This window comes from Limnohabitans sp. (assembly GCF_044373035.1).
Lineage (GTDB): Bacteria > Pseudomonadota > Gammaproteobacteria > Burkholderiales > Burkholderiaceae_C > Limnohabitans_A.
Map to the genome: position 1 here is coordinate 1 of NZ_JBILQU010000017.1, position 21,285 is coordinate 21,285.

At 59.7% G+C, this 21,285-nt stretch carries 22 protein-coding genes; 5 read left to right on the forward strand and 17 right to left on the reverse strand.

What is annotated here, in order from left to right:
• Complete coding sequence (gene ychF, locus ACIQ47_RS04540; protein WP_396437043.1) at nucleotides 1-1,092, reverse strand: redox-regulated ATPase YchF; 1,092 nt, start codon at nucleotides 1,090-1,092, stop codon at nucleotides 1-3.
• Between the two features lie 133 nt (nucleotides 1,093-1,225).
• Here ychF and ACIQ47_RS04545 point away from each other — a divergent pair, with 133 nt between their 5' ends.
• Genes ACIQ47_RS04545 through ACIQ47_RS04560 form a run of 4 tightly spaced genes read left to right on the forward strand, consistent with a single transcriptional unit; the run spans nucleotide 1,226 to nucleotide 5,403 of the window.
• A complete protein-coding gene (locus tag ACIQ47_RS04545) occupies nucleotides 1,226-2,407 on the forward strand; it encodes an FAD-dependent monooxygenase (RefSeq protein WP_396437044.1) in 1,182 nt (393 codons plus the stop codon).
• A gap of 37 nt (nucleotides 2,408-2,444) precedes the next feature.
• The gene (locus ACIQ47_RS04550) at nucleotides 2,445-3,158 is read left to right on the forward strand and encodes a DsbC family protein (RefSeq protein WP_396437045.1); all 714 of its coding nucleotides are present in this window, start codon (nucleotides 2,445-2,447) and stop codon (nucleotides 3,156-3,158) included.
• On the forward strand, nucleotides 3,155-3,622 hold the full coding sequence (locus tag ACIQ47_RS04555; protein WP_396437046.1) for a DUF3429 domain-containing protein: 468 nt from the start codon (nucleotides 3,155-3,157) through the stop codon (nucleotides 3,620-3,622). The genes ACIQ47_RS04550 and ACIQ47_RS04555 overlap by 4 nt, the downstream gene beginning before the upstream one ends.
• Nucleotides 3,619-5,403, forward strand: coding sequence for a M61 family metallopeptidase (locus ACIQ47_RS04560; protein ID WP_396437047.1), 1,785 nt, complete (start codon nucleotides 3,619-3,621; stop codon nucleotides 5,401-5,403). Before ACIQ47_RS04555 ends, ACIQ47_RS04560 begins: the two co-directional genes overlap by 4 nt.
• Before the next feature lies 1 nt (nucleotide 5,404).
• Here ACIQ47_RS04560 and paaK read toward each other — a convergent pair whose 3' ends face one another.
• From paaK to ACIQ47_RS04575, 3 genes are read right to left on the reverse strand one after another with little or no spacing between them, the layout of a single operon-like run.
• Nucleotides 5,405-6,706, reverse strand: a complete 1,302-nt coding sequence (gene paaK, locus ACIQ47_RS04565; RefSeq protein ID WP_296291011.1) for a phenylacetate--CoA ligase PaaK — start codon at nucleotides 6,704-6,706, stop codon at nucleotides 5,405-5,407.
• Between the two features lie 60 nt (nucleotides 6,707-6,766).
• Nucleotides 6,767-7,198: a hydroxyphenylacetyl-CoA thioesterase PaaI gene (gene paaI, locus ACIQ47_RS04570; RefSeq protein WP_396437048.1), complete on the reverse strand. Its 432-nt coding sequence runs from the start codon at nucleotides 7,196-7,198 to the stop codon at nucleotides 6,767-6,769.
• On the reverse strand, nucleotides 7,198-8,001 hold the full coding sequence (locus ACIQ47_RS04575; protein WP_396437049.1) for an enoyl-CoA hydratase-related protein: 804 nt from the start codon (nucleotides 7,999-8,001) through the stop codon (nucleotides 7,198-7,200). The genes paaI and ACIQ47_RS04575 overlap by 1 nt, the downstream gene beginning before the upstream one ends.
• Nucleotides 8,002-8,170: 169 nt before the next feature.
• Here ACIQ47_RS04575 and ACIQ47_RS04580 point away from each other — a divergent pair, with 169 nt between their 5' ends.
• Nucleotides 8,171-8,950: an enoyl-CoA hydratase gene (locus ACIQ47_RS04580; protein ID WP_396437050.1), complete on the forward strand. Its 780-nt coding sequence runs from the start codon at nucleotides 8,171-8,173 to the stop codon at nucleotides 8,948-8,950.
• Between the two features lie 36 nt (nucleotides 8,951-8,986).
• On the opposite strand, the gene ACIQ47_RS04585 is transcribed toward ACIQ47_RS04580, so the two are convergent.
• From ACIQ47_RS04585 to ACIQ47_RS04645, 13 genes are all read right to left on the reverse strand, one after another.
• Nucleotides 8,987-9,877: a formate dehydrogenase accessory sulfurtransferase FdhD gene (locus ACIQ47_RS04585; RefSeq protein ID WP_296291015.1), complete on the reverse strand. Its 891-nt coding sequence runs from the start codon at nucleotides 9,875-9,877 to the stop codon at nucleotides 8,987-8,989.
• A 70-nt stretch (nucleotides 9,878-9,947) separates the two neighbouring features.
• Entirely contained in the window at nucleotides 9,948-10,295 is a 348-nt protein-coding gene (locus ACIQ47_RS04590) for a hypothetical protein (RefSeq protein WP_396437051.1), read from the reverse strand.
• Between the two features lie 15 nt (nucleotides 10,296-10,310).
• Nucleotides 10,311-11,504 carry a formate dehydrogenase subunit gamma gene (locus ACIQ47_RS04595; RefSeq protein WP_396437052.1) on the reverse strand — a complete coding sequence of 398 codons (1,194 nt, stop codon included), beginning with the start codon at nucleotides 11,502-11,504 and terminating at the stop codon, nucleotides 10,311-10,313.
• A gap of 17 nt (nucleotides 11,505-11,521) precedes the next feature.
• Nucleotides 11,522-11,749, reverse strand: coding sequence for a hypothetical protein (locus ACIQ47_RS04600; RefSeq protein WP_396429634.1), 228 nt, complete (start codon nucleotides 11,747-11,749; stop codon nucleotides 11,522-11,524).
• 2 nt (nucleotides 11,750-11,751) lie between these two features.
• Complete coding sequence (gene fdh3B / locus ACIQ47_RS04605) at nucleotides 11,752-12,354, reverse strand: formate dehydrogenase FDH3 subunit beta (protein ID WP_396437053.1); 603 nt, start codon at nucleotides 12,352-12,354, stop codon at nucleotides 11,752-11,754.
• An 18-nt stretch (nucleotides 12,355-12,372) separates the two neighbouring features.
• A complete protein-coding gene (locus tag ACIQ47_RS04610) occupies nucleotides 12,373-15,333 on the reverse strand; it encodes a formate dehydrogenase subunit alpha (RefSeq protein WP_396437054.1) in 2,961 nt (986 codons plus the stop codon).
• 42 nt (nucleotides 15,334-15,375) lie between these two features.
• The gene (locus ACIQ47_RS04615) at nucleotides 15,376-15,582 is read right to left on the reverse strand and encodes a formate dehydrogenase (protein WP_396437055.1); all 207 of its coding nucleotides are present in this window, start codon (nucleotides 15,580-15,582) and stop codon (nucleotides 15,376-15,378) included.
• A 215-nt stretch (nucleotides 15,583-15,797) separates the two neighbouring features.
• Nucleotides 15,798-15,971 (reverse strand): hypothetical protein, encoded by a 174-nt coding sequence (locus ACIQ47_RS04620; RefSeq protein WP_396437056.1) that lies wholly within the window; start codon nucleotides 15,969-15,971, stop codon nucleotides 15,798-15,800.
• A complete protein-coding gene (locus ACIQ47_RS04625; protein WP_396437057.1) occupies nucleotides 15,968-17,320 on the reverse strand; it encodes an amidase in 1,353 nt (450 codons plus the stop codon). The genes ACIQ47_RS04620 and ACIQ47_RS04625 overlap by 4 nt, the downstream gene beginning before the upstream one ends.
• Nucleotides 17,320-18,729, reverse strand: coding sequence for a TRAP transporter large permease subunit (locus tag ACIQ47_RS04630; protein ID WP_396437058.1), 1,410 nt, complete (start codon nucleotides 18,727-18,729; stop codon nucleotides 17,320-17,322). The genes ACIQ47_RS04625 and ACIQ47_RS04630 overlap by 1 nt, the downstream gene beginning before the upstream one ends.
• Nucleotides 18,726-19,301: a TRAP transporter small permease subunit gene (locus ACIQ47_RS04635; protein ID WP_396437059.1), complete on the reverse strand. Its 576-nt coding sequence runs from the start codon at nucleotides 19,299-19,301 to the stop codon at nucleotides 18,726-18,728. Before ACIQ47_RS04635 ends, ACIQ47_RS04630 begins: the two co-directional genes overlap by 4 nt.
• A 73-nt stretch (nucleotides 19,302-19,374) precedes the next feature.
• Nucleotides 19,375-20,538: a TRAP transporter substrate-binding protein gene (locus tag ACIQ47_RS04640; RefSeq protein ID WP_396437060.1), complete on the reverse strand. Its 1,164-nt coding sequence runs from the start codon at nucleotides 20,536-20,538 to the stop codon at nucleotides 19,375-19,377.
• A gap of 116 nt (nucleotides 20,539-20,654) precedes the next feature.
• Entirely contained in the window at nucleotides 20,655-21,281 is a 627-nt protein-coding gene (locus tag ACIQ47_RS04645; RefSeq protein ID WP_296291024.1) for a molecular chaperone, read from the reverse strand.
• Nucleotides 21,282-21,285 lie beyond the last annotated feature (4 nt).

Sequence of the window (21,285 nt, forward strand, 5' to 3'; positions counted from 1 at the left end):
TCAAGGACTGAACAAGAAGTTCATCACGTCACCGTCCTTGACGATGTAGTCCTTGCCTTCGGCGCGCATCTTGCCAGCGTCTTTGGCACCCTGCTCGCCTTTGAAGGCGATGAAGTCGTCAAATGCGATGGTCTGGGCGCGGATATAGCCTTTTTCGAAATCGGTGTGGATCACGCCAGCCGCTTGCGGGCCGGTGTCACCCACATGTATGGTCCAGGCGCGCACTTCTTTCACACCGGCAGTGAAATAAGTCTGCAAGCCCAACAAGTTGTAGGCCGAGCGGATCAGGCGGTTGAGACCGGGCTCGTCCTGACCGATTTCCTTCAAGAACTCCAGGCGGTCGGCGACGTCCATTTCAGACAACTCGGCTTCGATCTTGGCGCAAATGGCCACCACGGGCGCATTTTGCTTAGCAGCAAAAGCCTTGAGGCGGTCGAGAAAAGGGTTGTTCTCGAAGCCGTCTTCCGACACGTTGGCCACAAACATGGCGGGCTTGGCGGTGATGAAGAAGAACTGCTTGAGTTCGACACGTTCTTCTTTGCTCAAGTCGATGGTGCGCACCGGCTGGGTGTCATTCAAAGCCGTCTGGCACTTCTCAAGAATCGCCATTTGCTTGACGGCTTCCTTGTCGCCCGAGCGGGCAATTTTGCTCACGCGGTGGATGGCTTTTTCGACAGCGGCCAAATCGGCCAGGCACAACTCGGTCTGGATGACTTCGATGTCGGCAATCGGATCGACCTTGTTGGCAACGTGAATGACGTTGTCGTCTTCAAAGCAGCGCACCACGTTGACGATGGCGTCGGTTTCGCGGATGTGCGCCAAAAACTTGTTGCCCAGGCCTTCGCCCGTGCTGGCCCCAGCCACCAGACCGGCAATGTCCACAAACTCCACGATGGCGGGCACGATGCGCTCGGGCTCTACGATTTCAGACAACTGCTGCAAGCGCAGGTCGGGCACCTCGACCACGCCGGTGTTGGGCTCGATGGTGCAGAAAGGGTAGTTTTCAGCGGCAATGCCGGCTTGGGTCAGGGCGTTGAAAAGGGTGGATTTGCCCACATTGGGCAGACCCACGATGCCGCATTTGAGGCTCATGGAAGGCTTTCGGTGATTCGGGGGAAGGTTCTGAAATCAGGCTGCGATTTTAACGGCACAGCCCCAAGGCTGCGGCACGGCCCCAAAGTCCCCAGCGACCCAGCGCGATGGGCCGCCTCCTTACAATGCAAGCATGGCTCTTTCCCCTGACATTTGCATCCTTGGCGCTGGCATTGTGGGCCGGACTCTGGCTTTGCTGCTGGCCCGCGAACGGCTGAATGTGGCTTTGGTCGACTGCACCCAGCCCAACACGGCCCCCGATGTGCGCGCCTATTCGCTCAACGGCGCGGCCAAGGCCTTGCTGCAAGACCTGCGCTGCTGGCCCGAGGCCCCCGCCGTGACGCCCGTGCACCAGATGAAAGTCTGGGGCGACGATGGCGGCCAGCTCAACTTTGGTGCCCGCGAGCAGGGCGTGGGTGAGCTCAACTGGATGGTGGATGTGCCTGTGCTGCAAGCGCTGCTGGGCCAGGCCGTGCAGTTTCAGCCCCAGATTCAAGTGGTGCAGGCTCCTGTGGCCGCGCCGCTGACTGTGGTGTGTGAAGGCCGCGCCAGCCAAACCCGTGCCGAGTTGGGTGTAGGCTTTGACATCACGCATTACGAGCAACATGCCCTGGCCACCCGCCTGATGTGCGAGCACCCGCACGAGGGCATTGCCCGGCAATGGTTTGGCTGGAGCTCCGCACCCGGCATGGCGCAGCCGCAAGCCCAAGTGCTGGCCCTGCTGCCCTTGGGGGGCGAAGGCGGGCGCGAAGTCGCGCTGGTCTGGTCGGTGCACCCGCTGCGGGCGCAAGAATTGATGGCCATGTCGCCCGAAGACTTTTCAGCTGCGCTGGCCCAGGCCTGCGGCCATGCCCTGGGCGGCATGCAGCTGTCGGCCAAGCGTGCCGTGTGGCCGCTGCAACTGGCCCGTGCCAAGCGCTGGATCGGCCCCATGCCGGGCCAAAACAAACAAGCCTTTGCACTGGCGGGCGATGCGGCCCATGCCCTGCACCCGCTGGCTGGTCAAGGCCTGAACGTGGGCCTGGCGGATGTGGCGGAACTGGTCAGCGTGATCCGCGCCAAAGAATTTTGGCGGCCGCTGCACGACCTCAAACTGCTGCGCCGCTTCGAGCGCGCACGCCAGGCCGATGTGCAGGCCATGGGCCTGGTCACCGATGGCCTGCAGCGCCTGTTTGCCCAACCCGGTCCGGTCTGGCAACACCTGCGCAACTGGGGCATGCTGGGGTTTGACTGCAGCGGGCCCCTCAAACACTGGATGACGCATCGCGCCATGGGCCAAAGCACCCCGCCCAAGCCTGCCAAGTCCACAACCTGATTTGTCCTTCTATTTTTTGATTCCGAAAGCCTCTGTCATGAAGTTCTCTCTGTCCAAACTGGCCCTGATCGTGGCCACCGCCTTGTCGCTGGGCAGCGTGATGGCGCAAGAAGCGGCCATCCGCAAAAACCTGAGCGAGCGCCTGCCCAACCTGCCCAAAATCGACGAGGTGAGCAAAACACCGATGAACGGCTTGTTTGAAATCCGCATGGGCAACGAGGTGATGTACAGCGATGCCACGGGCAACTTCCTGATCCAGGGCGCGCTGATCGACGTGAAACAAAAGCGCAACCTGACCGAAGAGCGCATGGACAAACTCTCGGCCATCCCCTTTGACCAACTGCCCCTCAAAATCGCCTTCACCCAGGTGCGCGGCGATGGCAAACGCAAGCTGGCTGTGTTCGCTGACCCCAACTGCGGCTACTGCAAGCGCTTTGAAAAAGATCTGCAAAAACTGGACAACGTGACCATTCACCATTTCCTCTACCCCGTGTTGGGTGAAGACTCCAAAACCAAGTCCAAAAACATCTGGTGCGCCAAAGACAAGGCCAAAACCTGGAACGACTGGATGATCAATGGCACCACCCCACCCACGGCCAATTGCGATGCCTCGGCCATTGACTCGGTCGTGGCCTTTGGTCAGAAAAACCGCATCACCGGCACACCTTTGCTCTTGTTTGCCGATGGCTCCCGCGTGCCCGGCGCCGTGCCCATGACCCAAGTTGAAAAAATGCTCGCCGAGATCAAATGACATCCACACTGCCGCATTCAATGACCGAAGACCCGACCTGGCGGTTGATCCGCCGCTTGGGCTACGCCGGGCTGATCCCTTTTGTGTTTTTGGCCCTGTGCCTGTGGCTGATCGGCCCCGATCTGCACCCCTACGTGGCCCTGTCCATGCAAAGCTATGGCGCGGTGATCGTGTCGTTTTTGGGGGGCATCCATTGGGGCGTGGGCTTTCGCAACGCCTTGATCAGCCCCAACGCGTCGCGCATCCACTTCACCTGGGGCGTGGTGCCCTCGCTGCTGGCTTGGGTGGGGGTGATGATGCCCGCCTTCGCAGGTTTGCCCTTGCTGGGCTTTGTGCTGATCGGCTGCTATGTGATGGACCGCCGCACCTGGCCGGCTGCTGGCCTGGCCCCCTGGTTGCCCATGCGTCTGCAATTGACCATCGTGGCCAGCTTGAGCTGCTTTTTGGCAGCGGGTGCGACATGACCGCCATCCACTACACCGTTGAAGCCGCCGACCTGCATGCGCATCTGTTTCGCGTGACTTTGACGATTGCCAAGCCGCAGGCCTTGCAAATCGTGTCGCTGCCGGTGTGGATTCCAGGCAGTTATCTGGTGCGCGAGTTTTCCAAAAACCTGCAAAACCTGAGCGCCAAACAAGGCCGGCGCAGCGTGCCCACACAGCAGCAAGACAAGTGCAGCTGGGCCATGGCTTGCAAGCGCGAGCAAGCCTTGGTGCTGAGCTACGAGGTCTATGCTTTTGACAACTCGGTGCGCACCGCCTGGCTGGACAGCCAGCGCGGCTTTTTCAATGGCACCAGCCTGTGCCTGCGGGTGCACGGACAAGAAAATGCACCACACCATCTGCAGTTGCACGCTGTGAAGAGCCAACCCCGTTGGCAGGTGGCCACAGGCCTGGCACCGCTCAAAATCGACAAAAAAGGATTCGGCCTTTACCAAGCCGCGAACTACGACGAACTGGTGGACTGCCCGGTGGAGTTGGGCGCATTCTGGAGCGGCAGCTTCGACGCCTGCGGCGTGCCGCACCGCTTTGTGGTGGCGGGGGCTTTGCCCTCCTTTGACGGTGACCGCCTGCTGGCCGATACGCAAAAAATTTGCGAGGCCGCCATTCGGTTCTGGCATGGGTCGGGCAAGGCAGCGGGCAAAAAAACGCCGCACAAGAACTACCTGTTCATGCTCAACGCCGTGCACGACGGCTATGGCGGTCTGGAGCACCGCAACAGCACCGCGTTGATTTGCAAACGCGATGATTTGCCGCGCCACAACGGCCTGTCCGCAAGTCCGCGCAAGCCAGAGGGCTACACCACGCTGCTGGGCCTGATCAGCCACGAATACTTTCACACCTGGAACGTCAAGCAACTGCGCCCCGATGCCTTTGCCCGCTACGACTACAGCCAGGAGAACTACACGCAGCTGCTGTGGTTCTTTGAAGGCTTCACCAGTTATTACGACGACATCTTGCTGCGCCGTGCAGGGCTGATCGACGACGCCACTTACATCGAACTGCTGGGCAAGACCCTCTTGCAGGTGCAGCAAACGCCCGGACGGCATGTGCAAAGCGTGGCGCAGTCCAGCTTTGACGCCTGGGTCAAGTACTACCGCCAGGACGAAAACACCATCAACGCCACCGTGAGTTACTACACCAAGGGCGCGCTGGTGGCGCTGTGCCTGGACCTGACGGTGCGCCGCGAATTCAACACCGAAGGCCACACGCTCGACAGCGTGATGCGCGGCCTGTGGAAGCGCTGCAAGGCCGGCCCCGTGCGTGAGCAGGACTTGCTGGACGAATTGCAAGCCGTGACCGGCCGCAGCTGGGCGGGTGAGATCCAGCGCTGGGCGCACAGCACGCAAGAGCTGCCGCTGCGGGAGCTGCTCACGGAGCATGGCATCACCGTGGAAGCCGAGACCTCGGGCATGGCGCAGCGCTTGGGGCTTCGCGTGAGCGAAGCCGCAGGCAGTGTGCAGGTCAAAGTGGTGCTGCGCGGCGGCGCTGGCGAAGCGGCGGGCCTGGCTGCGGGGGATGAATGGTTGGCTCTGGACGTGGGGGCCAAGGGGCAAGGCGGCAGCTGGCGCCTGAGCAAACTCGACGAGCTGAGCGCCTTGCTGGGCAAAGAGCGCCAATTGACCGCCCTGGTCTCACGCGACAAACGCCTGCTGCGCTTGCCGCTGACGGTGCCTGCGCAGGCCAGCGGCTGGAAGCTGAGCCTGCCCAAGGAGCGCGCGCCCGATCAGTGGCCTGGGGTCTGACTCACTTGCCGCGCAAATCCACCACGCGTTTGGCCTTGCCCTGGCTGCGCTCGACGCCGCCTTCGGCCTTGAGCTCGATCGCCACGCTCGAACCGATGTAGACCTTGATTTCGTGCTGCAGCTGCTTGGCAGCCGCACGGGCTTCGATGCTGTCGGGGGAGACGCCAGGCTTGGTTTCGATCAGCACTTTGAGGTCGTCCATCGGGCCTTCGCGGGTCAGCACGCACTGGTAGTGCGGGGCCAGCTCGGCGCGCTTCAAGATCAATTCTTCGATCTGGCTGGGGAACACATTCACGCCCCGGATGATCATCATGTCGTCGCTGCGGCCGGTGATTTTTTCCATGCGGCGCATGCTGCGGGCGGTGCCGGGCAGCAAGCGCGTCAGGTCACGGGTGCGGTAGCGGATGATGGGCAAGGCTTCTTTGGTCAGGCTGGAGAAGACCAACTCGCCCATTTCGCCATCGGCCACCGGCTCGCCCGTCTCGGGGTGGATGATCTCGGGGTAGAAGTGGTCTTCCCAGATGGTCGGGCCGTCTTTGGTCTCGATGCATTCGCTGGCCACACCCGGCCCCATCACTTCAGACAGGCCATAGATGTCGACCGCGTCGATGTTCATGCGCTTTTCAATCGCGGCGCGCATGTCATTGGTCCAGGGCTCAGCGCCGAAAATGCCGATGCGCAACGAGCTGGTCTTGGGGTCGATGCCTTGGCGCTCAAATTCGTCGGCAATCGCCAGCATGTAACTGGGCGTGACCATGATGATGTTGGACTTGAAATCCTGGATCAGCTGCACCTGGCGCTCGGTTTGGCCGCCGCCAAAAGGCACGACCGTCAGGCCCAGTTTTTCGGCCCCGTAATGCGCACCCATGCCGCCAGTGAACAAGCCATAACCGTAGCTGATGTGCACCATGTCACCCGGCTTGGCACCGCCAGCGCGGATGCTGCGGGCCACCACAGTGGACCAGATGTCAATGTCTTTGAGGGTGTAACCCACCACGGTGGGTTTGCCGGTGGTGCCGCTGGACGCGTGGATGCGGGCGCAGTTTTCACGTGGTACGGCAAACATGCCAAAGGGGTAGCTGTCGCGCAGGTCTGACTTGGTAGTGAACGGGAACTTGGCAATGTCGGCCAGGCTCTTGCAGTCATCGGGGTGCACGCCTGCCGCGTCGAATTTGGCACGGTAAACGGGCGAGTTGGCGTAGGCGTGCTGCAGGGTTTGCTGTAGGCGCTTGAGCTGCAAGCTGCGCAGCTCGTCGATGCTGGCCTTTTCAATCGGCTCGAGGGGGAAGGCTTTTTGACTCATTCAAATCTCCACTTGATCAGCGGGGGACAGGGCTGAAGACCAGTCCCCCAATTCATTGACTTATTCGGGGATGACGGTGCCCGGGATCTGCGCGCTCTTGCCACGGAACATGGCGATCACTTCACCGTTTTGGTTGGTGACTTTCATATCGTAGATGCCGTGACGCCCGCTCAGGGTCTGCTCAATGCCTTCACAGGTCAGCACATCGCCCAGCTTGCCGGGCTTCAAAAACTCGATACTGCAACCCGCCGCGACCGCGTTCTTGTTGTAGCTGTTACAGGCAAAGGCAAAGGTCGAGTCAGCCAGCGTGAAGATGAAGCCGCCATGGCAAATTTGGTGGCCATTCAGGTGCAACGCTTTGACGGTCATGCGCATCACGGCGCGGCCGGGCTCGCAGGCCAGCAGTTCCATGCCCATGGTGTCTTTGGAGGCCACATCGACAGCGAACATCGTCTCACCCACCAAATGGGCCAGTGCTTGGGGGTCGCGCATCATTCGCCTTTGAATTGGGGTGCGCGTTTTTCAAGGAAGGCCTGCACCCCCTCAAAATAATCGTGCGTGCGGCCCATCGCCGACTGCATGTCACGCTCCACATCCAGCTGTTCGGACAGACTGCGGGTGGTGGCACCTAGCAACAACGCACGGGTGGCCACCAAGGCTTGGGTGGGCATGCTCGCCAAACGCTGCGCCAGGGCCAAGGCTGCGGCCAAGGGGTCGTCGGCCACGTCCCAAATCAAACCCCATTCCTTGGCCTGCTGGGCCGGCAACTTGTCGCCCGTCATGGCCAAGGCCAGCGCCCGCGGCAGCCCCAAGCGCTCGACCAGCAACCAGCTGCTGCCCGCATCCGGGATCAATCCGATTTTGCTGAAGGCTTGAATGAAACTGGCCTGAGGGGCCGCAATGGCGATGTCACAGGCCATGGCCACCGAAGCGCCTGCACCTGCAGCCACCCCGTTCACGGCGGCCACAACGGGCATGCGCAAGGTCTGGATGCGCCTTGTGGTGGGGTTGAACGCCTGGTCAATGATGGGCCCAGGATCGGCCCGAGCCACGCGATCAGGACCCGGCGTGAAATCAAAGGACGACAAATCGGCACCGGCGCAAAAACCTCGCCCGGCGCCGGTCAGCACCATGGCGCGAATCTGGGCGTTGGCTTCGGCTTGGTCAAAAGCCGCCCACAAATCGTGGTGCATTTGACGGTCAAAACTGTTCAGCGCAGCAGGCCGGTTGAGCGTGACCACCGCCACAGGGCCGTGTTCTTCATACAAAACAGTGGATGTTGATGTGTCAGTCATGAAAATCTCCGAATGCGAAAATGTACCATTAACCGACCAATCGGTTGGTTAATTGTTTCCTTGGGTTTTCCCTAGGTTCAAGAACCATCAGGGGCCGAAAGCCCTGGGTCAGCGCCTTGGGTATAGTGAGCCCATTCATTCCGTTTGACGCTCACCCAGGAGACAGCACTTGACCTACGAAAACATTGAAGTCCGCACCGAAGGCGGTAGAGTTGGCATCATCACCCTGAACCGCCCCAAGGCCCTGAACGCCCTGAACGGCGCTCTGATGGACGAGCTGGGCCTGGCCCTCAAAGCCTTTGACGCCGACGAGGCCATTGGCTGCATCGTCATCACCGGCAGCGAAAAAGCCTTTGCCGCAGGTGCTGACATTTCGGCCATGGCGAAGTTCAATTTCCACGACGTTTACAAAAACGACTTCATCACGCGCAACTGGGAAACCATCCGCAGCATTCGCAAGCCCGTGATCGCGGCCGTCAGCGGCTTTGCGCTGGGGGGCGGCTGCGAGCTGGCCATGATGTGCGACTTCATCATCGCCGCCGACAACGCCAAGTTCGGCCAGCCCGAAATCAAGATCGGCATCATCCCCGGCGCAGGCGGCACGCAGCGCCTGCCTCGGGCCTTGGGCAAATCCAAAGCGATGGACTTGGTCCTCACAGGCCGCATGATGGACGCGGCAGAAGCCGAACGTGGTGGCTTGGTCAGCCGCGTGGTGCCGCTGGACAAGTTGATGGACGAAACACTGGGGGCCGCTTTGATGATTTGTGGCTATGGCCAACTGGCCACGATGGCGGCCAAAGAAAGCGTCAACCGCGCCTTTGAAAGTGGGCTGAGCGACGGCGTGATGTTCGAGCGCCGCCTGTTCCACGGCTTGTTTGCCACCGCCGACCAAAAAGAAGGCATGGACGCGTTTTTGAACAAACGCGCCCCCAAGTTCATCAACGGGTGATCGGCCGCATGCAGCCCAGCAAGCCGCTGATTGCGGTCAACCGGGTGGGGTCACCAACTCGGGCTGCCAGATCAGCCGCTCGGGGGCGCTGAAGCACAAGAAGCGTTTGTTGGTGGCGCGGCCAATGGCGCACAAGCCCAGGCGCTGGGCCACGTCCAGGCCCATTTGCGTGATGCCGCTGCGCGAGACGACCACGGGCACGCCCATTTGTGCGGACTTGATGACCATCTCGCTGGTCAAGCGCCCGGTGGTGTAGAACACCTTGTCCTGGGCGTTCACGTCGTGCATCCACATCCAACCGGCAATGGTGTCCACCGCGTTGTGACGACCCACATCTTCGACGAACATGAGCATTTGGTCGCCCTGAAACAAGGCGCAGCCGTGCACTGAGCCCGATGATTTGTAGGTGGTTTCTTGCAAGCGGATGGCGTTGACCACACCGTAAAGCTGGCTTTGGGTGATTTGCGCGGGCGGCAGTTCGATCTCGTCAATGTGGGCCATCAAATCGCCAAATACGCTGCCCTGGCCACAGCCGGTGGTCACCACGCGCTCGGCACTGCGCTCGATCACCACCTGGGCGTTGGCGCGGGTTTTGACCGCCGCCACACCGGGCTCGCCCAGCTCGCCTTCGCCAATCGTCCAGTCCACGGTGATGGATTCGATCTGGTCCACCGAATCAATCAGACGCTGGTTGCGCAAGAAGCCCAGCACCAGCCACTCGGGCTCGGCGCCCAGAGTCATCAAGGTCACCAGCTCTTTTTTATCGAGGTAAATGGTCAGCGCACGCTCAGCGGGGATTTGCGTCTCGGAGGACTCACCGAATTCGTTGCACACGGGCACACTGCGGGTCAGGGGTGCACGCGCTCGGGTGATGTGGGGCTTGAGCGGGGCCGATGCGGCCACGGGAGCGTTCAGAACAACAGACATGGCTTGAGCCTAACGTAAAAATCCCCCGCCATTGCCGACGGGGGATTTTGCGGTGACGCTGGAAACGCGATCAGCCTTTTTTGGCAGGCGCAGCAGCAGGCTTGGCACCAACTGGTGCGGCTGCGGGCGCAGCGGCAGGCGCTGCAGCCGTCGTTTCTGCAGGCTTATAGGCACCAGGGTCCGCGCAAGCGGGCGTGGCAGCAGGTGCGGCCTTGCCTTTGCCATTGGTTTTGTAATAGTGCGCTGCCACCTTTTCGCGTGACTTGCACAGTTGGAAGTCGGCCACTTTGTTGCCGTGCGCGGTTTTGGCCGCAGCCTCGGCGGCTTTGGCCTTGGCTTCCTCACTGGGGGCAGGCAGTTTGGCGGCAGCGCTGAAGCCGATGGCCAGTGCGGACAAAACAAGCAGGGTTTTTTTCATGAAGTTTCTCCAGGCTCAAGCCGAAGCGGTGGAAGCATTCGAGGTGGCGGGGGGGGCCGTGGTGGCTGTACGGTGGGCTGGGATCTTGCCCGACTTCACATCGTCGTACCACAACTCATGGTGCTCCTTGGCCCAGGTTTCGTCCACATAGCCCGTGCGCATGGCTTTGTAAGCACCGCGCATGCCAATGGTACCCATGTAAATGTGGCCGATGAACATGGCCATCATGAACAAGGCCGCCACGCCGTGGATCATGCTGGCGATTTGCATGGTGCCGCGTTCGTAAATGAGGCCGGGGATCAGCATGTCGAGCACCAGGCCCGAGCCCACCACGATCGCGCCCAAAAGCAGTACGCCACCCCAGAACACCACCTTTTCACCGGCATTGAATCGGTGTGAAGGCACCTCGGTGCCCGAGAACAAACCGCCGCCTTTGAGCATCCAGACCACATCGTCCTTGCTGGGCATGTTGTCTTTGACGAAGGTGATGAAGACCACCACCAAAGACACCGCAAACAAGGGACCTGCAAAGTTGTGCAGATTTTTCAGGGCAAAGCTCAGCCAACCAAACAGCGTGCCACCCAAAATAGGGAGCAAGAAGTATTTGCCGTAGGCGATGACGATGCCCGAGATGGCCAGCGACACAAAAGCAATGGCGTTGGCCCAATGGGCCGAGCGCTCAAAGGGTGTGAAGCGTTCGATCTTGCGGCCGGTTTCCTGGCCGTGTAATTCGATGGTGCCCTTGGAGAAATAAAACAGCGCCATCGCACCCACGGCGATCAGCAACAAAGCTGCGCCGTACGGAATGATGATGTTGTTGCGCACCTGACGCCAGGATTCACCGGCTGATGCCAGACGCGAGCCGGGGTATTGCACAAAAGGCTGGATCAGGTTGCCAGCTTCAGGCGCTTGGCTTTTGGGCAAACTGGTGTAACCGGTCACGCCCTGCCCCACCGCACGCCACATGGGCGCGTTATTGCCAGGTTGGACCTGGCCGCGTTCGGCGTTGGTCTGGTCCTTGTACTTTGGATCGGCATCGGCACCCGGCGCAATCTGGAAGATGTTGGCGCTTTTGACGCCCAAGCTGTTGTCAGCTGGGGCGGCAGCTGCAGCGGCCTTGGGCGGGGCCGCAGAGGCCGGGGCCTGCGTTTGGGCCACAGCGCCCAAGGTCCACAGGGCCAGACCGATGCTCAGTAAGAAGCGACGCATGAACTTCTCCTTGTGGCTCACTTGGGAGCACGGGCGTGGTCGTCTTGACCATAACTGGCACGGGCTTTGAGGTGGTTGGCCCAACCGTCTTTGTCACCGGCTTTCCAGCCCGGGGCGGTGTAGACCGCCACACCGGTGCCGTTTTGCACGGGCTTGTCAGAACGCACGCCCGGCTTGTCTTGCGAAGTTTCGCCGCACGCCACCAGCAAAGCCGCGCACCCGATGATGAAGATGGTTTTTTTCATGCTCAGGCTCCTGGTTTGGCTGAGTTGCCGTAAGCCGTACCCCAGCCCCAAACTTCGGCGCCTTTGCCTCGGGCCAGCACGCGACCGCGCAGGATGTCGGCCACCACATCGCCGTCGCCCGCCAACAAGGCTTTGGTCGAGCACATTTCCGCACAGGCGGGCAGCTTGCCCTCGGCCAGGCGGTTGCGGCCGTATTTCTCAAACTCGGCCTGGCTGCCATGCTCTTCGGGGCCCCCGGCGCAGAAGGTGCACTTGTCCATCTTGCCGCGCAAGCCAAAGGTGCCGTTGGACGGGAACTGCGGTGCGCCAAACGGGCAGGCATAAGAGCAGTAGCCGCAGCCAATGCAGATGTCCTTGTCGTGCAGCACCACGCCTTCTTCGGTTTTGTAAAAGCAATTGACCGGGCATACCGCCATGCAAGGCGCATCCGAGCAGTGCATGCAGGCCACCGAGATCGACTTCTCACCCGGTACGCCATCGTTCAGGGTGACCACGCGGCGGCGGTTCACGCCCCACGGGACTTCGTGTTCGTTTTTGCAAGCGGTGACGCAGCCGTTGCATTCGATGCAGCGCTCTGCATCGCAAATAAATTTCATTCGTGCCATCGTGTTCTCCTGGAGCGCTTAGGCTTTTTCGATGTTGCAGATGGTGGTCTTGGACTCTTGCATCATGGTGACGCTGTCGTAACCATAGGTGGTGGCGGTGTTGACCGCCTCGCCGCGCACGATGGGCGCTGCACCCTTGGGGTAATGCGCCAGCATGTCGGCGCCTTGCCAGCGGCCCGAGAAGTGGAAAGGCATCCACACCGTGGCGGTGTCCACCCGCTCGGTCACCATGGCCTGCACGTCCAAACGCGCACCCGTGGCACCGGTCAACCAGACGCGGTCGCCGTTGCGGATGCCCCGGTCTGCTGCTGTCTTGGGATGGATCTCGACATAGGCCTCTTGCTGCAACTCGGCCAACCAGGGGTTGGCACGGGTTTCCTCGCCACCGCCTTCGTACTCGACCAAACGGCCAGAAGTCAGGATGAGCGGATACTTTTCGTGCACCTTGTCAGCGATGTTCTTGTCCTGCACGGTCTTGAACAAGGTGGGCAGACGCCAGAAAGCCTTGCGGTCGTCGTGCGTGGGGTACTTCGCCATCAAGTCAGGACGGGTGCCATACAAAGGCTCGCGGTGCTGCGGGATGGGATCGGGGAAGTTCCAGACCACGGCGCGGGCCTTGGCGTTGCCAAAGGGGTGGCAGCCGTGTCCTTTCATGAACACGCGGATCATGCCGCCCGATGAATCGGTCTTCCAGTTCTTGCCTTCGGCCTTGGCTTTTTCGGCCTCGGTCAGCTCGTCCCACCAGCCCAGTTTTTTCAGCAGGATGTGGTCGAGCTCAGGGTAACCGGTGGTGATGTCAGCGCCCATCGAGTGCGAACCGTCTTCGGCCAGCAGGCTCTTGCCTTCGCGCTCCACACCGAAGTTGGCGCGGAAGTTGCCGCCGCCGTCCATGACGTGCTTGGAGGTGTCGTACAGATTGGACGAGCCAGGGTGCTTCATTTCGGGCGTGCCGTAGCAAGGCCATGGCAGGCCGAAGTAATCGCCGGTGAAGTCGTAGCCGGTTTCCTTGTCCTTGCCACCTTTGGCCTTGAGCGTCTTCACGTCGAACAGGTTCATGTTCTTCATGTGGGCCTTCAGGCGCTCCGGGCTTTGACCGGTGTAGCCAATGGTCCAAACGCACTTGTTGATCTCGCGCAGGATGTCCTCGGGCACGGGCTCGTCCATGCCGCCGACTTTTTGCATTTTGTAATTCTTGGACAGCTCTTTGGCAAAGCCGAGTTTTTCGGCCAGCTGGTGCATGATCATGTGGTCAGAACGGCTTTCCCACAAAGGCTCAATGACCTTCTCGCGCCACTGCAAGGAGCGGTTGGAGGCGGTGCAAGAACCGCTGGTCTCGAACTGCGTCGCGGCGGGCAACAGGTACACCGCGCGGTTGGGGTTCAGGTCTTCGGCTTTGCCGGGCATGGCAGCCATGGCCGCTGTGGCCGATGGATAGGGGTCGACCACCACCAACAAGTCGAGCTTGTCCATGGCGCGCTTCATGTCCAGACCACGGGTTTGCGAGTTGGGGGCATGGCCCCAATAGAACACGCCGCGCAGGTTACTGTCCTGGTCGATCAGCTCGTTGTTCTCGAGCACGCCGTCGATCCAGCGGGACACGGTGATGCCGTTTTTGCCCATCATGGCAGGCGATGCGAACTGTTTTTTGATCCACTCGAAGTCCACACCCCAGGTGTTGGCGAAATGCTTCCACGAGCCCTCGGCCAGGCCGTAATAGCCGGGCAGTGAATCGGGGTTGGGGCCGACGTCGGTCGCGCCTTGCACGTTGTCGTGGCCACGGAAAATGTTGGTGCCGCCGCCGGTCTTGCCGACGTTGCCCAAAGCCAATTGCAAAATGCAAGAAGCCCGCACGATGGCGTTGCCAATCGTGTGCTGGGTCTGGCCCATGCACCAGACGATGGTGCCGGGGTTGTTCTCGTGCAGCATCTGGGCGATCTTGAAGACTTGCGCTTCTTTCACACCGCAAGCCTCTTCCACCTTGTCGGGTGTCCACTTGGCCATCACATCGGCCTTGATGGCTTCCATGCCGTAGACGCGGTCGTTGATGTATTTTTTGTCTTCCCAGCCGTTCTTGAAGATGTGATAGAGCACACCAAACAGGAAAGGAATGTCGGTGCCGGAGCGGATGCGCACGAACTCGTCGGCCTTGGCTGCGGTGCGTGTAAAGCGTGGGTCAACCACGATCATCTTGCAGCCGTTTTCCTTGGCGTGCAGCATGTGCAGCATCGACACCGGGTGGGCTTCGGCCGCGTTGGAGCCGATGTACAAAGCGACCTTGCTGTTTTGCATGTCGTTGTACGAGTTGGTCATGGCGCCATAACCCCAGGTGTTGGCCACACCGGCCACCGTGGTGGAGTGGCAAATACGGGCTTGGTGGTCGCAGTTGTTGGTGCCCCAAAAGCTCACAAACTTGCGCAGCAAGTAGGCCTGTTCGTTGTTGTGCTTGGAGGAACCCACGTAATAAATGCTGTCGGGGCCGCTGGCCTTGCGCAGCTCCAGCATCTTGGCGCTGATTTCGTTGAGGGCCACGTCCCAGCTGATGCGCTCGTACTTGCCCTTGACCAGCTTCATGGGGTAGCGCAGGCGGAACTCGCCGTGGCCGTGCTCACGGATGGCCGCACCCTTGGCGCAATGCGCACCCAGGTTGATCGGCGAATCGAACACAGGCTCCTGGCGCACCCACACACCGTTTTCCACCACCGCATCGATGGCGCAACCCACCGAGCAGTGGGTGCAGATGGTGCGTTTGACTTCGACCTTGCCCGCGCCCGTGATGGACTTGGCGGTGGCGGCCTGCGCTTTTTGCACCAGACTCAGCTGCGATGCGGCCAAGCCAACACCCACACCCAGACCTGAGCGGCGCAAAAAGCTGCGGCGATCGAGCGTGGGCAAAGCCTGCGACAAACCACGGCGCAAGCTGTGGATGAAGGGGGATGAGGTGGCGCCCGTGGCGCCGGAGGTTTTTTTGGTCAGCAACATGGAGTGCTCCAGTTGGGGAAGAACAGAAAGAAAGAGGAAAAATCAGACGCGGGTGGTCTTGTAGTACTGCTGAACGTGTTCGCTCAGGGTGTAACCACCGCCACGTGAGGGCTTGGGCAGCGCTGTGGCCAATGGCGCGGCCTGCTGAACCACACCCGGCAAAACAGCGGTGGCTGCAGCCACCGCGCCCACCGTGGCAGCCCCCGAGAACAGGCTGCGGCGGGAGAGGGTAGAAGATTTAGAAGTCATCGAGCACTCCGGAAAATGAAAAGTCAGGGCAAGCTCAAAAAGCCATCTCATGCAAATGATTGCATAGGCCGTGATGTTACTGCTACATGTCAAAGCAATCTGGGTGAATACCCTTAGGTGAGGGGTCAGCAAGTCAAGTTGGTGACGCGCGCCTCAACCCAGGCACCAGCTGATGTGTGCTGGCGCACACAGGACCCTCAGTCCCTGTGGTGCGATCACTCGGTTTTGTCGTCTTTGCCCGAAGAAAAATAATCATACACAGCCAAACCCAAGCCGCCCAACAAGATGAGGGTGATGTCCAGCTGGGGCAGCTTGAAAATATACGGCAGCAGGAAAGCCGCCATCAGGGCAAGGCCCAAGAGGCCAGTGAAGCGTTCAAGCGATTTCATGCCAGATTCCTTTTGACAAATTCAGCCACCAGCCAACGCGCAGAGCGCAGCAAGCGGGCATCGTTTTGGTGAGCACCAACGGCCTGCACACCCAATGGCAAGCCACTGGACAGGTTCATCAGCGGCAAGTTGAGACTGGGCAAACCGGCAAAACTCCAGGTGGTTTGCATGATCGGGTTGCCCGTCGATTCCAGCCCCAAAGGGGCGGTGCCCAGCGCAGCCGGGCACAAGATGGCGTCATAAGTGGCGAAGTACTCGTCAAAAGCAGTCATGACGTGGAACTGTCGGTCTTTGGCCACCAGGTAATCGGTGACCGGGATGGTCATGGCTTTTTCGATGCGCGCTTGCAGTGGCTCGCTCAACAGTTCGCGGCTGTGGAGCCATTCTTTTTGCAGGCAAAACGCCAGCTCGGACTCGTTGATGGTCGCCAGCCAAGGCGCCACATTGCGCACGATGTCGGGCAAGGAAACGTGTGTCACGCAGTCGCCCAAGTGGTCCACAAAAGCCTCGAAGGCTTCGCGTGCTTCGGGGTCAACCTGATCCCACCAAGGGGTTTTGACAAAGCAAAATTTGGGTGGCAGCGGTGGCTCCGAAACTGCCACATCGTACAAACGGCGTGGGGCCTGGCGTGCGGTGGCGGCGTCATGGCCGTCGTCACCCGTCAAGATTTCAGCCACCCAAGCGATGTCTTCGAGGTTGCGCGCAAACACGCCCACTTCGTCGAGCGAAGGGGACTGGTCAAGCACCCCGGTGCGCGGCAGCAGCCCGCGTGAGGGCTTGTACGCATAGACCCCGCAATAGGAGGCCGGGCGGATCACCGAACCATTGGTTTGGGTGCCCAGTGCCACCGGCACCATGCCAGCGGCCACGGCAGCGGCCGAACCGCTGGACGAGCCGCCCGGCGTGTGCGACGTGTTGTGAGGGTTGCAGGTCGGGCCCGCCTGGGTGGTGGCAAATTCCGTGCTGACGGTTTTGCCGAAGATCACGGCCCCCGCCGCGCGCAAACGCGACACCACGGTGGCATCACCCACCGAGTAACGGCCCGTGTGGATGGCACTGCCGTATTCGGTGGGAAAGTCCATGGTGTCGATGATGTCCTTGACCGCCACCGGCACGCCGTACAAAGGACCAGGCAAATGACCAGCGGTGCGGTCGCGTTGCAGGTTGTCTGCCTGCAGCGCTACCACTCGGTCATCGCGGTGCGCGAAAGCCTTGATCTTGTCATCGGCCGCATCCACAAATTGACCCAGTTTGACGGTGAACTCCTCCACCGTCTCTTGGCCGCTGAGCAGGTGCTCACGGATTTGCAGGGCCGTGAGTTCCGAAACGCTGAGGGGATCGGCACTCATCACTGCGGCTTGAAGAAATCAGGGTTGACCACCGACTCGTCGTTGGGATCGCGCTCCATCTCAACCGACTGGTTGAAGAAATGGTCTGGCAAATAGGTCACCATGGCAGGAAAGACATAGGTCATGGCCAGTGTGAACAAAATGATGTACACAAAAGGCATGCACCCTTTGAAGATGGTGTTCAATTGCAGACTTTTGGGTGCAACACCTTTCAGGTAATAGGCCGACATCGCCATCGGCGGGGTCAAGAAAGCGGTCTGCAAGTTCACGGCGATCAAGATGCCGAACATGATCGGATCGATGCCATACAAGGGCAGCAGCGGCAAGAAGATGGGCACGAAGATGATGATGATCTCGCTCCACTCCAAAGGCCATCCGAGGATGAAGATCAGCAACTGTGACAGCAGCAAGAACTGCAAAGGCGACAGGCTCAAGGCCAGCATGAAGTCCTTGACCAAAGTCTCACCGCCCAAGTAACCAAACACTGAGGCGAAAGTGGCCGAACCGACAAACAGGAAACACACCATGGCCGAGGTGCGGGCCGTGAGGTAAACCGATTCGCGCAGCCGCTGCCAAGTGAAGGCGCGGTAAACGATGGCCAAGATGATGCCGCCCAAAACGCCCATGGCGGCCGCTTCGCTGGGTGTCGCCAAACCAAACAAAATAGAGCCCAACACCGACATGATCAAGACCGCCAAAGGCACAAAGGCCTTCAACACCATGACAATGCTTTCCCAGACGGAGTAATCGTAGACATCTTTGGGCTTGGGACACAAAGAGGGATTGAGCGTGGCCCGCACGATGATGTAGAGCAAGTAAAGAAACGCCAATGTGAAGCCAGGGATGATGGCCGCAGCGTACATCTTGACCACCGAGACGCTGGCGGTGGCCGCATAAACGATGAGCAAGATGGAGGGTGGAATCAAGATGCCCAAAGTGCCGCCTGCCGTGATGACACCACTGGCCAGTTTTTCGTCATAACCGGCTTTGAGCATCGCCGGCAAGGCGATCAGGCCCATCAGGGCCACCACCGCACCCACAATGCCGGTGGCTGTAGCAAAAAGCGTACAAGTGACCAGTGCAGCCACGGCCATGGAGCCAGGAAGAGCACGCAAGCCGACTTGCAAACTCAAAAACAACTTGTCCAGGATGTTGGCCCGCTCAATGATATAACCCATGAAGAGAAACAAGGGGATCGATATGAGCACATCGTTGTTCATCACACTGAAGGTGTTTTGTGTGAACAGGTACAAGATGCGGTTGTCCCAGATCAACTGGTCGGGCGTGAAATAGGCGTAAAAGCCAAAACCCATGCCCATGGCCATCATCGTGAAGGCGATCGGGAAACCGAAAAAGATAAAGACAATAAAGAGCCCCAGCATTAAGAGGGCGACAAACGGATCACTCATGGTACTGCTTTCTCGGCGTGCTGTTGAATCAACACTTGTTCAAGTTCCTCGACATCGCTGCCGCGCGACAACCACTCGCCAGTGCGGATGCACACCAGGCAACGCATGACCTCGGCCGCACCTGCAATCAGCAGCGTGACACCGGCCACAAAAATAACGGACTTCAGGGGCCACACCGGCACACCAGCGGGGCTGTTCACGCTGGACTCCAAAATGCGCATGCTTTCGTAGGCGTATTGACCACCCGTGAACACCATGGCAAAAATGCCGGGAAAGAAAAAAACGAAATACAAAGCCAAATCCACTTTGGCTTGTGTGCGGTTAGGCCAGTTGCGGTAAAAGAAGTCACCTCGAACGTGCGAGTTGCGCGAGAGGGCATAAGCACCCGACATCATGAACATGGCACCGTACAACATGTAGCTCATGTCAAACGCCCACACGGTGGGGCTGTTGAGCACATAACGCATGAACACCTCGAAACAGGTGGATGCGGCCAAGATCAATACGCACCAAGAAAAGGCGTGACCAATCGACTTGTTGAGAATGTCAATCCTTCGAATCCAAACTTCCATGCGATTTACCTCTAGACAGAAAAAACAAAGGCTGCCGGAATTGATTCCGACAGCCTTTAAGTGGACCCAATGATCAGACTGGCAGCTTGGTTTTCTGCACGTGCTCGTAAGCCATGCGGTAGTTGGCTTCGTTAGTGAAGTGGTAGAAGCCTACGCGACGCGACCAGGCCTTGAAGGAGTCGTTCACTTCCTTGAACATGTCAACTTCTTTTTCCAGCTTGGCCGTGACCTTGTCCCATGCCACCAACTGGCCTTTGTACACATCAGCGCTGGTGCGCGAGACCTGCACCTTGTGCTTGACGATCAACTCCTGCAAGTCTTTGGAGTAGTTTTCGTGTGCCAAGGCGGTCGATGCGGTCGATGCGGCTTCGGCGGCGTACTTCAGGATCGCCTTCAGGTCAGCAGGCAAAGCGTTGTACTTGTCCTTGTTGAAGATGATCTCGAAAAATTCCTGGGCTTGGTGGAAAGAGCCCATGGAGTAGAACTTGGCCACGTCTTGTGCCCCAAAGCGCATGTCGGCGGTGGGGTTGTTGAACTCGAAGGCATCGATCACGCCGCGCTGCATCGCAGGCACGATTTCACCGCCAGGCAACTGGGCCACGGCCATGCCCATTTCTTGCAACATGTCGGCAGCCAGGCCAATGGTGCGGTACTTGAAGCCCTTGAGGTCAGCAGCCTTCTTGGGTGGGGCCTTTTTGAACCAACCCAGAGGTTGGGAAGGCATGGGGAAGGAAAAGAAGCCCACGACGTTCAGGTTCATCTTGGCGACCAGTTTGTCCCACAGCTGCTGACCACCACCGGCCTGAATCCAGCTCAAACCGATATCGGGGGTGGCGCCGCTCACGGGGCCTGTGCCGAACAAAGAAGCCGATTTGTTCTTGCCGTACCAATAGCCGGAAACGTGGTGACCACCGTCAAGCACGCCTTTGCTCACGGCGTCGATGATTTCGAACGGCTTGACCACAGCACCTGCAGGCAGGTATTCGATTTTCAGGCGGCCACCGGACATTTCATTGACGCGGGTGACGTACTGCTGCGCCATCTCGCTGAAAATTTCGTTGGTACCCCAGGAGCCTTGCATCTTGAACACGATGGGGGCTTGGGCCACAGCGATCATGGGCACGCCGGCCAGCGGCACAGCCACAGCAGCGGTGGCAGCCTTGCCAAAGAAGCGACGACGGCTGGCCTCAGGGGCTTCGCTGGTCTGAGATTGAGCGTCTTGTTGAATTCGGGTCATGTTGTCTCCTGTTGAACTTTCAAGCGTGAAAAATTACCACCTGGTTATAGATTATGCAGCGCACCAAACGCTCACCGGTCAGTGAAAACCCTATGAAACCCCGTTTAACATTTCAATCAAGCCACCAAATCGAAGCCCTGCGTTTCCACGCTCAGAAAAGCTTCGGTGAATGCGGCCAAATGGGCATAAAAAACAGCCGCAGGATGCGCCCGCAGCGTTTGGCACATTTGCGGCACCCACGGCTGCAGATGCTGGCTGAAAAATGCCATTTGGTGCGTGAGGTTGGCCACGGCCACATCGTCCCCGGCAATCAGGTAGCGCATGACTTCGAAGACATAGGCCACATGGTCTTCGGTGTCGGACATGCCCTCGCCTTTGCCCAGGCCCAAGGCTGCAAGGTCGTCGCGCAGCTTGACCAATGGTTTTTCGTTCAAAAAGCCGCTGAGGTAGTGCGAGCCATACAGGTAAACCTCGGGCTTGCCCACCCCACCAAACAGGCGGTTGTATTCGGCCACCACCTGATCGTGGTTCAGGCTGCGTGCGCTGGCCACCAGGTCGCGCCAAGGCTCTTCCAGAAAACCACCTGCATCGGGGGCCTCGGTCACGGCCACCTGCAATTGGCCCAGCAAATCGGCCGATGGCGCGGCATAAAGCAGCTGAGACAGCAGGCCGTACACCTCGGCGCGGGCGGTTTCTTCGTCCAGCGCATGGCTGCTGGCGGACAGGTTCAGGTCTGGGCTCATGGCA

Coding starts and splice junctions, on each gene's coding strand:
- ychF (WP_396437043.1), bottom strand. CDS start 1,092: ATGAGCCTCAAATGCGGCATCGTGGGTCTGCCCAATGTGGGCAAATCC.
- ACIQ47_RS04545 (WP_396437044.1), top strand. CDS start 1,226: ATGGCTCTTTCCCCTGACATTTGCATCCTTGGCGCTGGCATTGTGGGC.
- ACIQ47_RS04550 (WP_396437045.1), top strand. CDS start 2,445: ATGAAGTTCTCTCTGTCCAAACTGGCCCTGATCGTGGCCACCGCCTTG.
- ACIQ47_RS04555 (WP_396437046.1), top strand. CDS start 3,155: ATGACATCCACACTGCCGCATTCAATGACCGAAGACCCGACCTGGCGG.
- ACIQ47_RS04560 (WP_396437047.1), top strand. CDS start 3,619: ATGACCGCCATCCACTACACCGTTGAAGCCGCCGACCTGCATGCGCAT.
- paaK (WP_296291011.1), bottom strand. CDS start 6,706: ATGAGTCAAAAAGCCTTCCCCCTCGAGCCGATTGAAAAGGCCAGCATC.
- paaI (WP_396437048.1), bottom strand. CDS start 7,198: ATGCGCGACCCCCAAGCACTGGCCCATTTGGTGGGTGAGACGATGTTC.
- ACIQ47_RS04575 (WP_396437049.1), bottom strand. CDS start 8,001: ATGACTGACACATCAACATCCACTGTTTTGTATGAAGAACACGGCCCT.
- ACIQ47_RS04585 (WP_296291015.1), bottom strand. CDS start 9,877: ATGTCTGTTGTTCTGAACGCTCCCGTGGCCGCATCGGCCCCGCTCAAG.
- ACIQ47_RS04590 (WP_396437051.1), bottom strand. CDS start 10,295: ATGAAAAAAACCCTGCTTGTTTTGTCCGCACTGGCCATCGGCTTCAGC.
- ACIQ47_RS04595 (WP_396437052.1), bottom strand. CDS start 11,504: ATGCGTCGCTTCTTACTGAGCATCGGTCTGGCCCTGTGGACCTTGGGC.
- ACIQ47_RS04600 (WP_396429634.1), bottom strand. CDS start 11,749: ATGAAAAAAACCATCTTCATCATCGGGTGCGCGGCTTTGCTGGTGGCG.
- fdh3B (WP_396437053.1), bottom strand. CDS start 12,354: ATGGCACGAATGAAATTTATTTGCGATGCAGAGCGCTGCATCGAATGC.
- ACIQ47_RS04610 (WP_396437054.1), bottom strand. CDS start 15,333: ATGTTGCTGACCAAAAAAACCTCCGGCGCCACGGGCGCCACCTCATCC.
- ACIQ47_RS04615 (WP_396437055.1), bottom strand. CDS start 15,582: ATGACTTCTAAATCTTCTACCCTCTCCCGCCGCAGCCTGTTCTCGGGG.
- ACIQ47_RS04620 (WP_396437056.1), bottom strand. CDS start 15,971: ATGAAATCGCTTGAACGCTTCACTGGCCTCTTGGGCCTTGCCCTGATG.
- ACIQ47_RS04625 (WP_396437057.1), bottom strand. CDS start 17,320: ATGAGTGCCGATCCCCTCAGCGTTTCGGAACTCACGGCCCTGCAAATC.
- ACIQ47_RS04630 (WP_396437058.1), bottom strand. CDS start 18,729: ATGAGTGATCCGTTTGTCGCCCTCTTAATGCTGGGGCTCTTTATTGTC.
- ACIQ47_RS04635 (WP_396437059.1), bottom strand. CDS start 19,301: ATGGAAGTTTGGATTCGAAGGATTGACATTCTCAACAAGTCGATTGGT.
- ACIQ47_RS04640 (WP_396437060.1), bottom strand. CDS start 20,538: ATGACCCGAATTCAACAAGACGCTCAATCTCAGACCAGCGAAGCCCCT.
- ACIQ47_RS04645 (WP_296291024.1), bottom strand. CDS start 21,281: ATGAGCCCAGACCTGAACCTGTCCGCCAGCAGCCATGCGCTGGACGAA.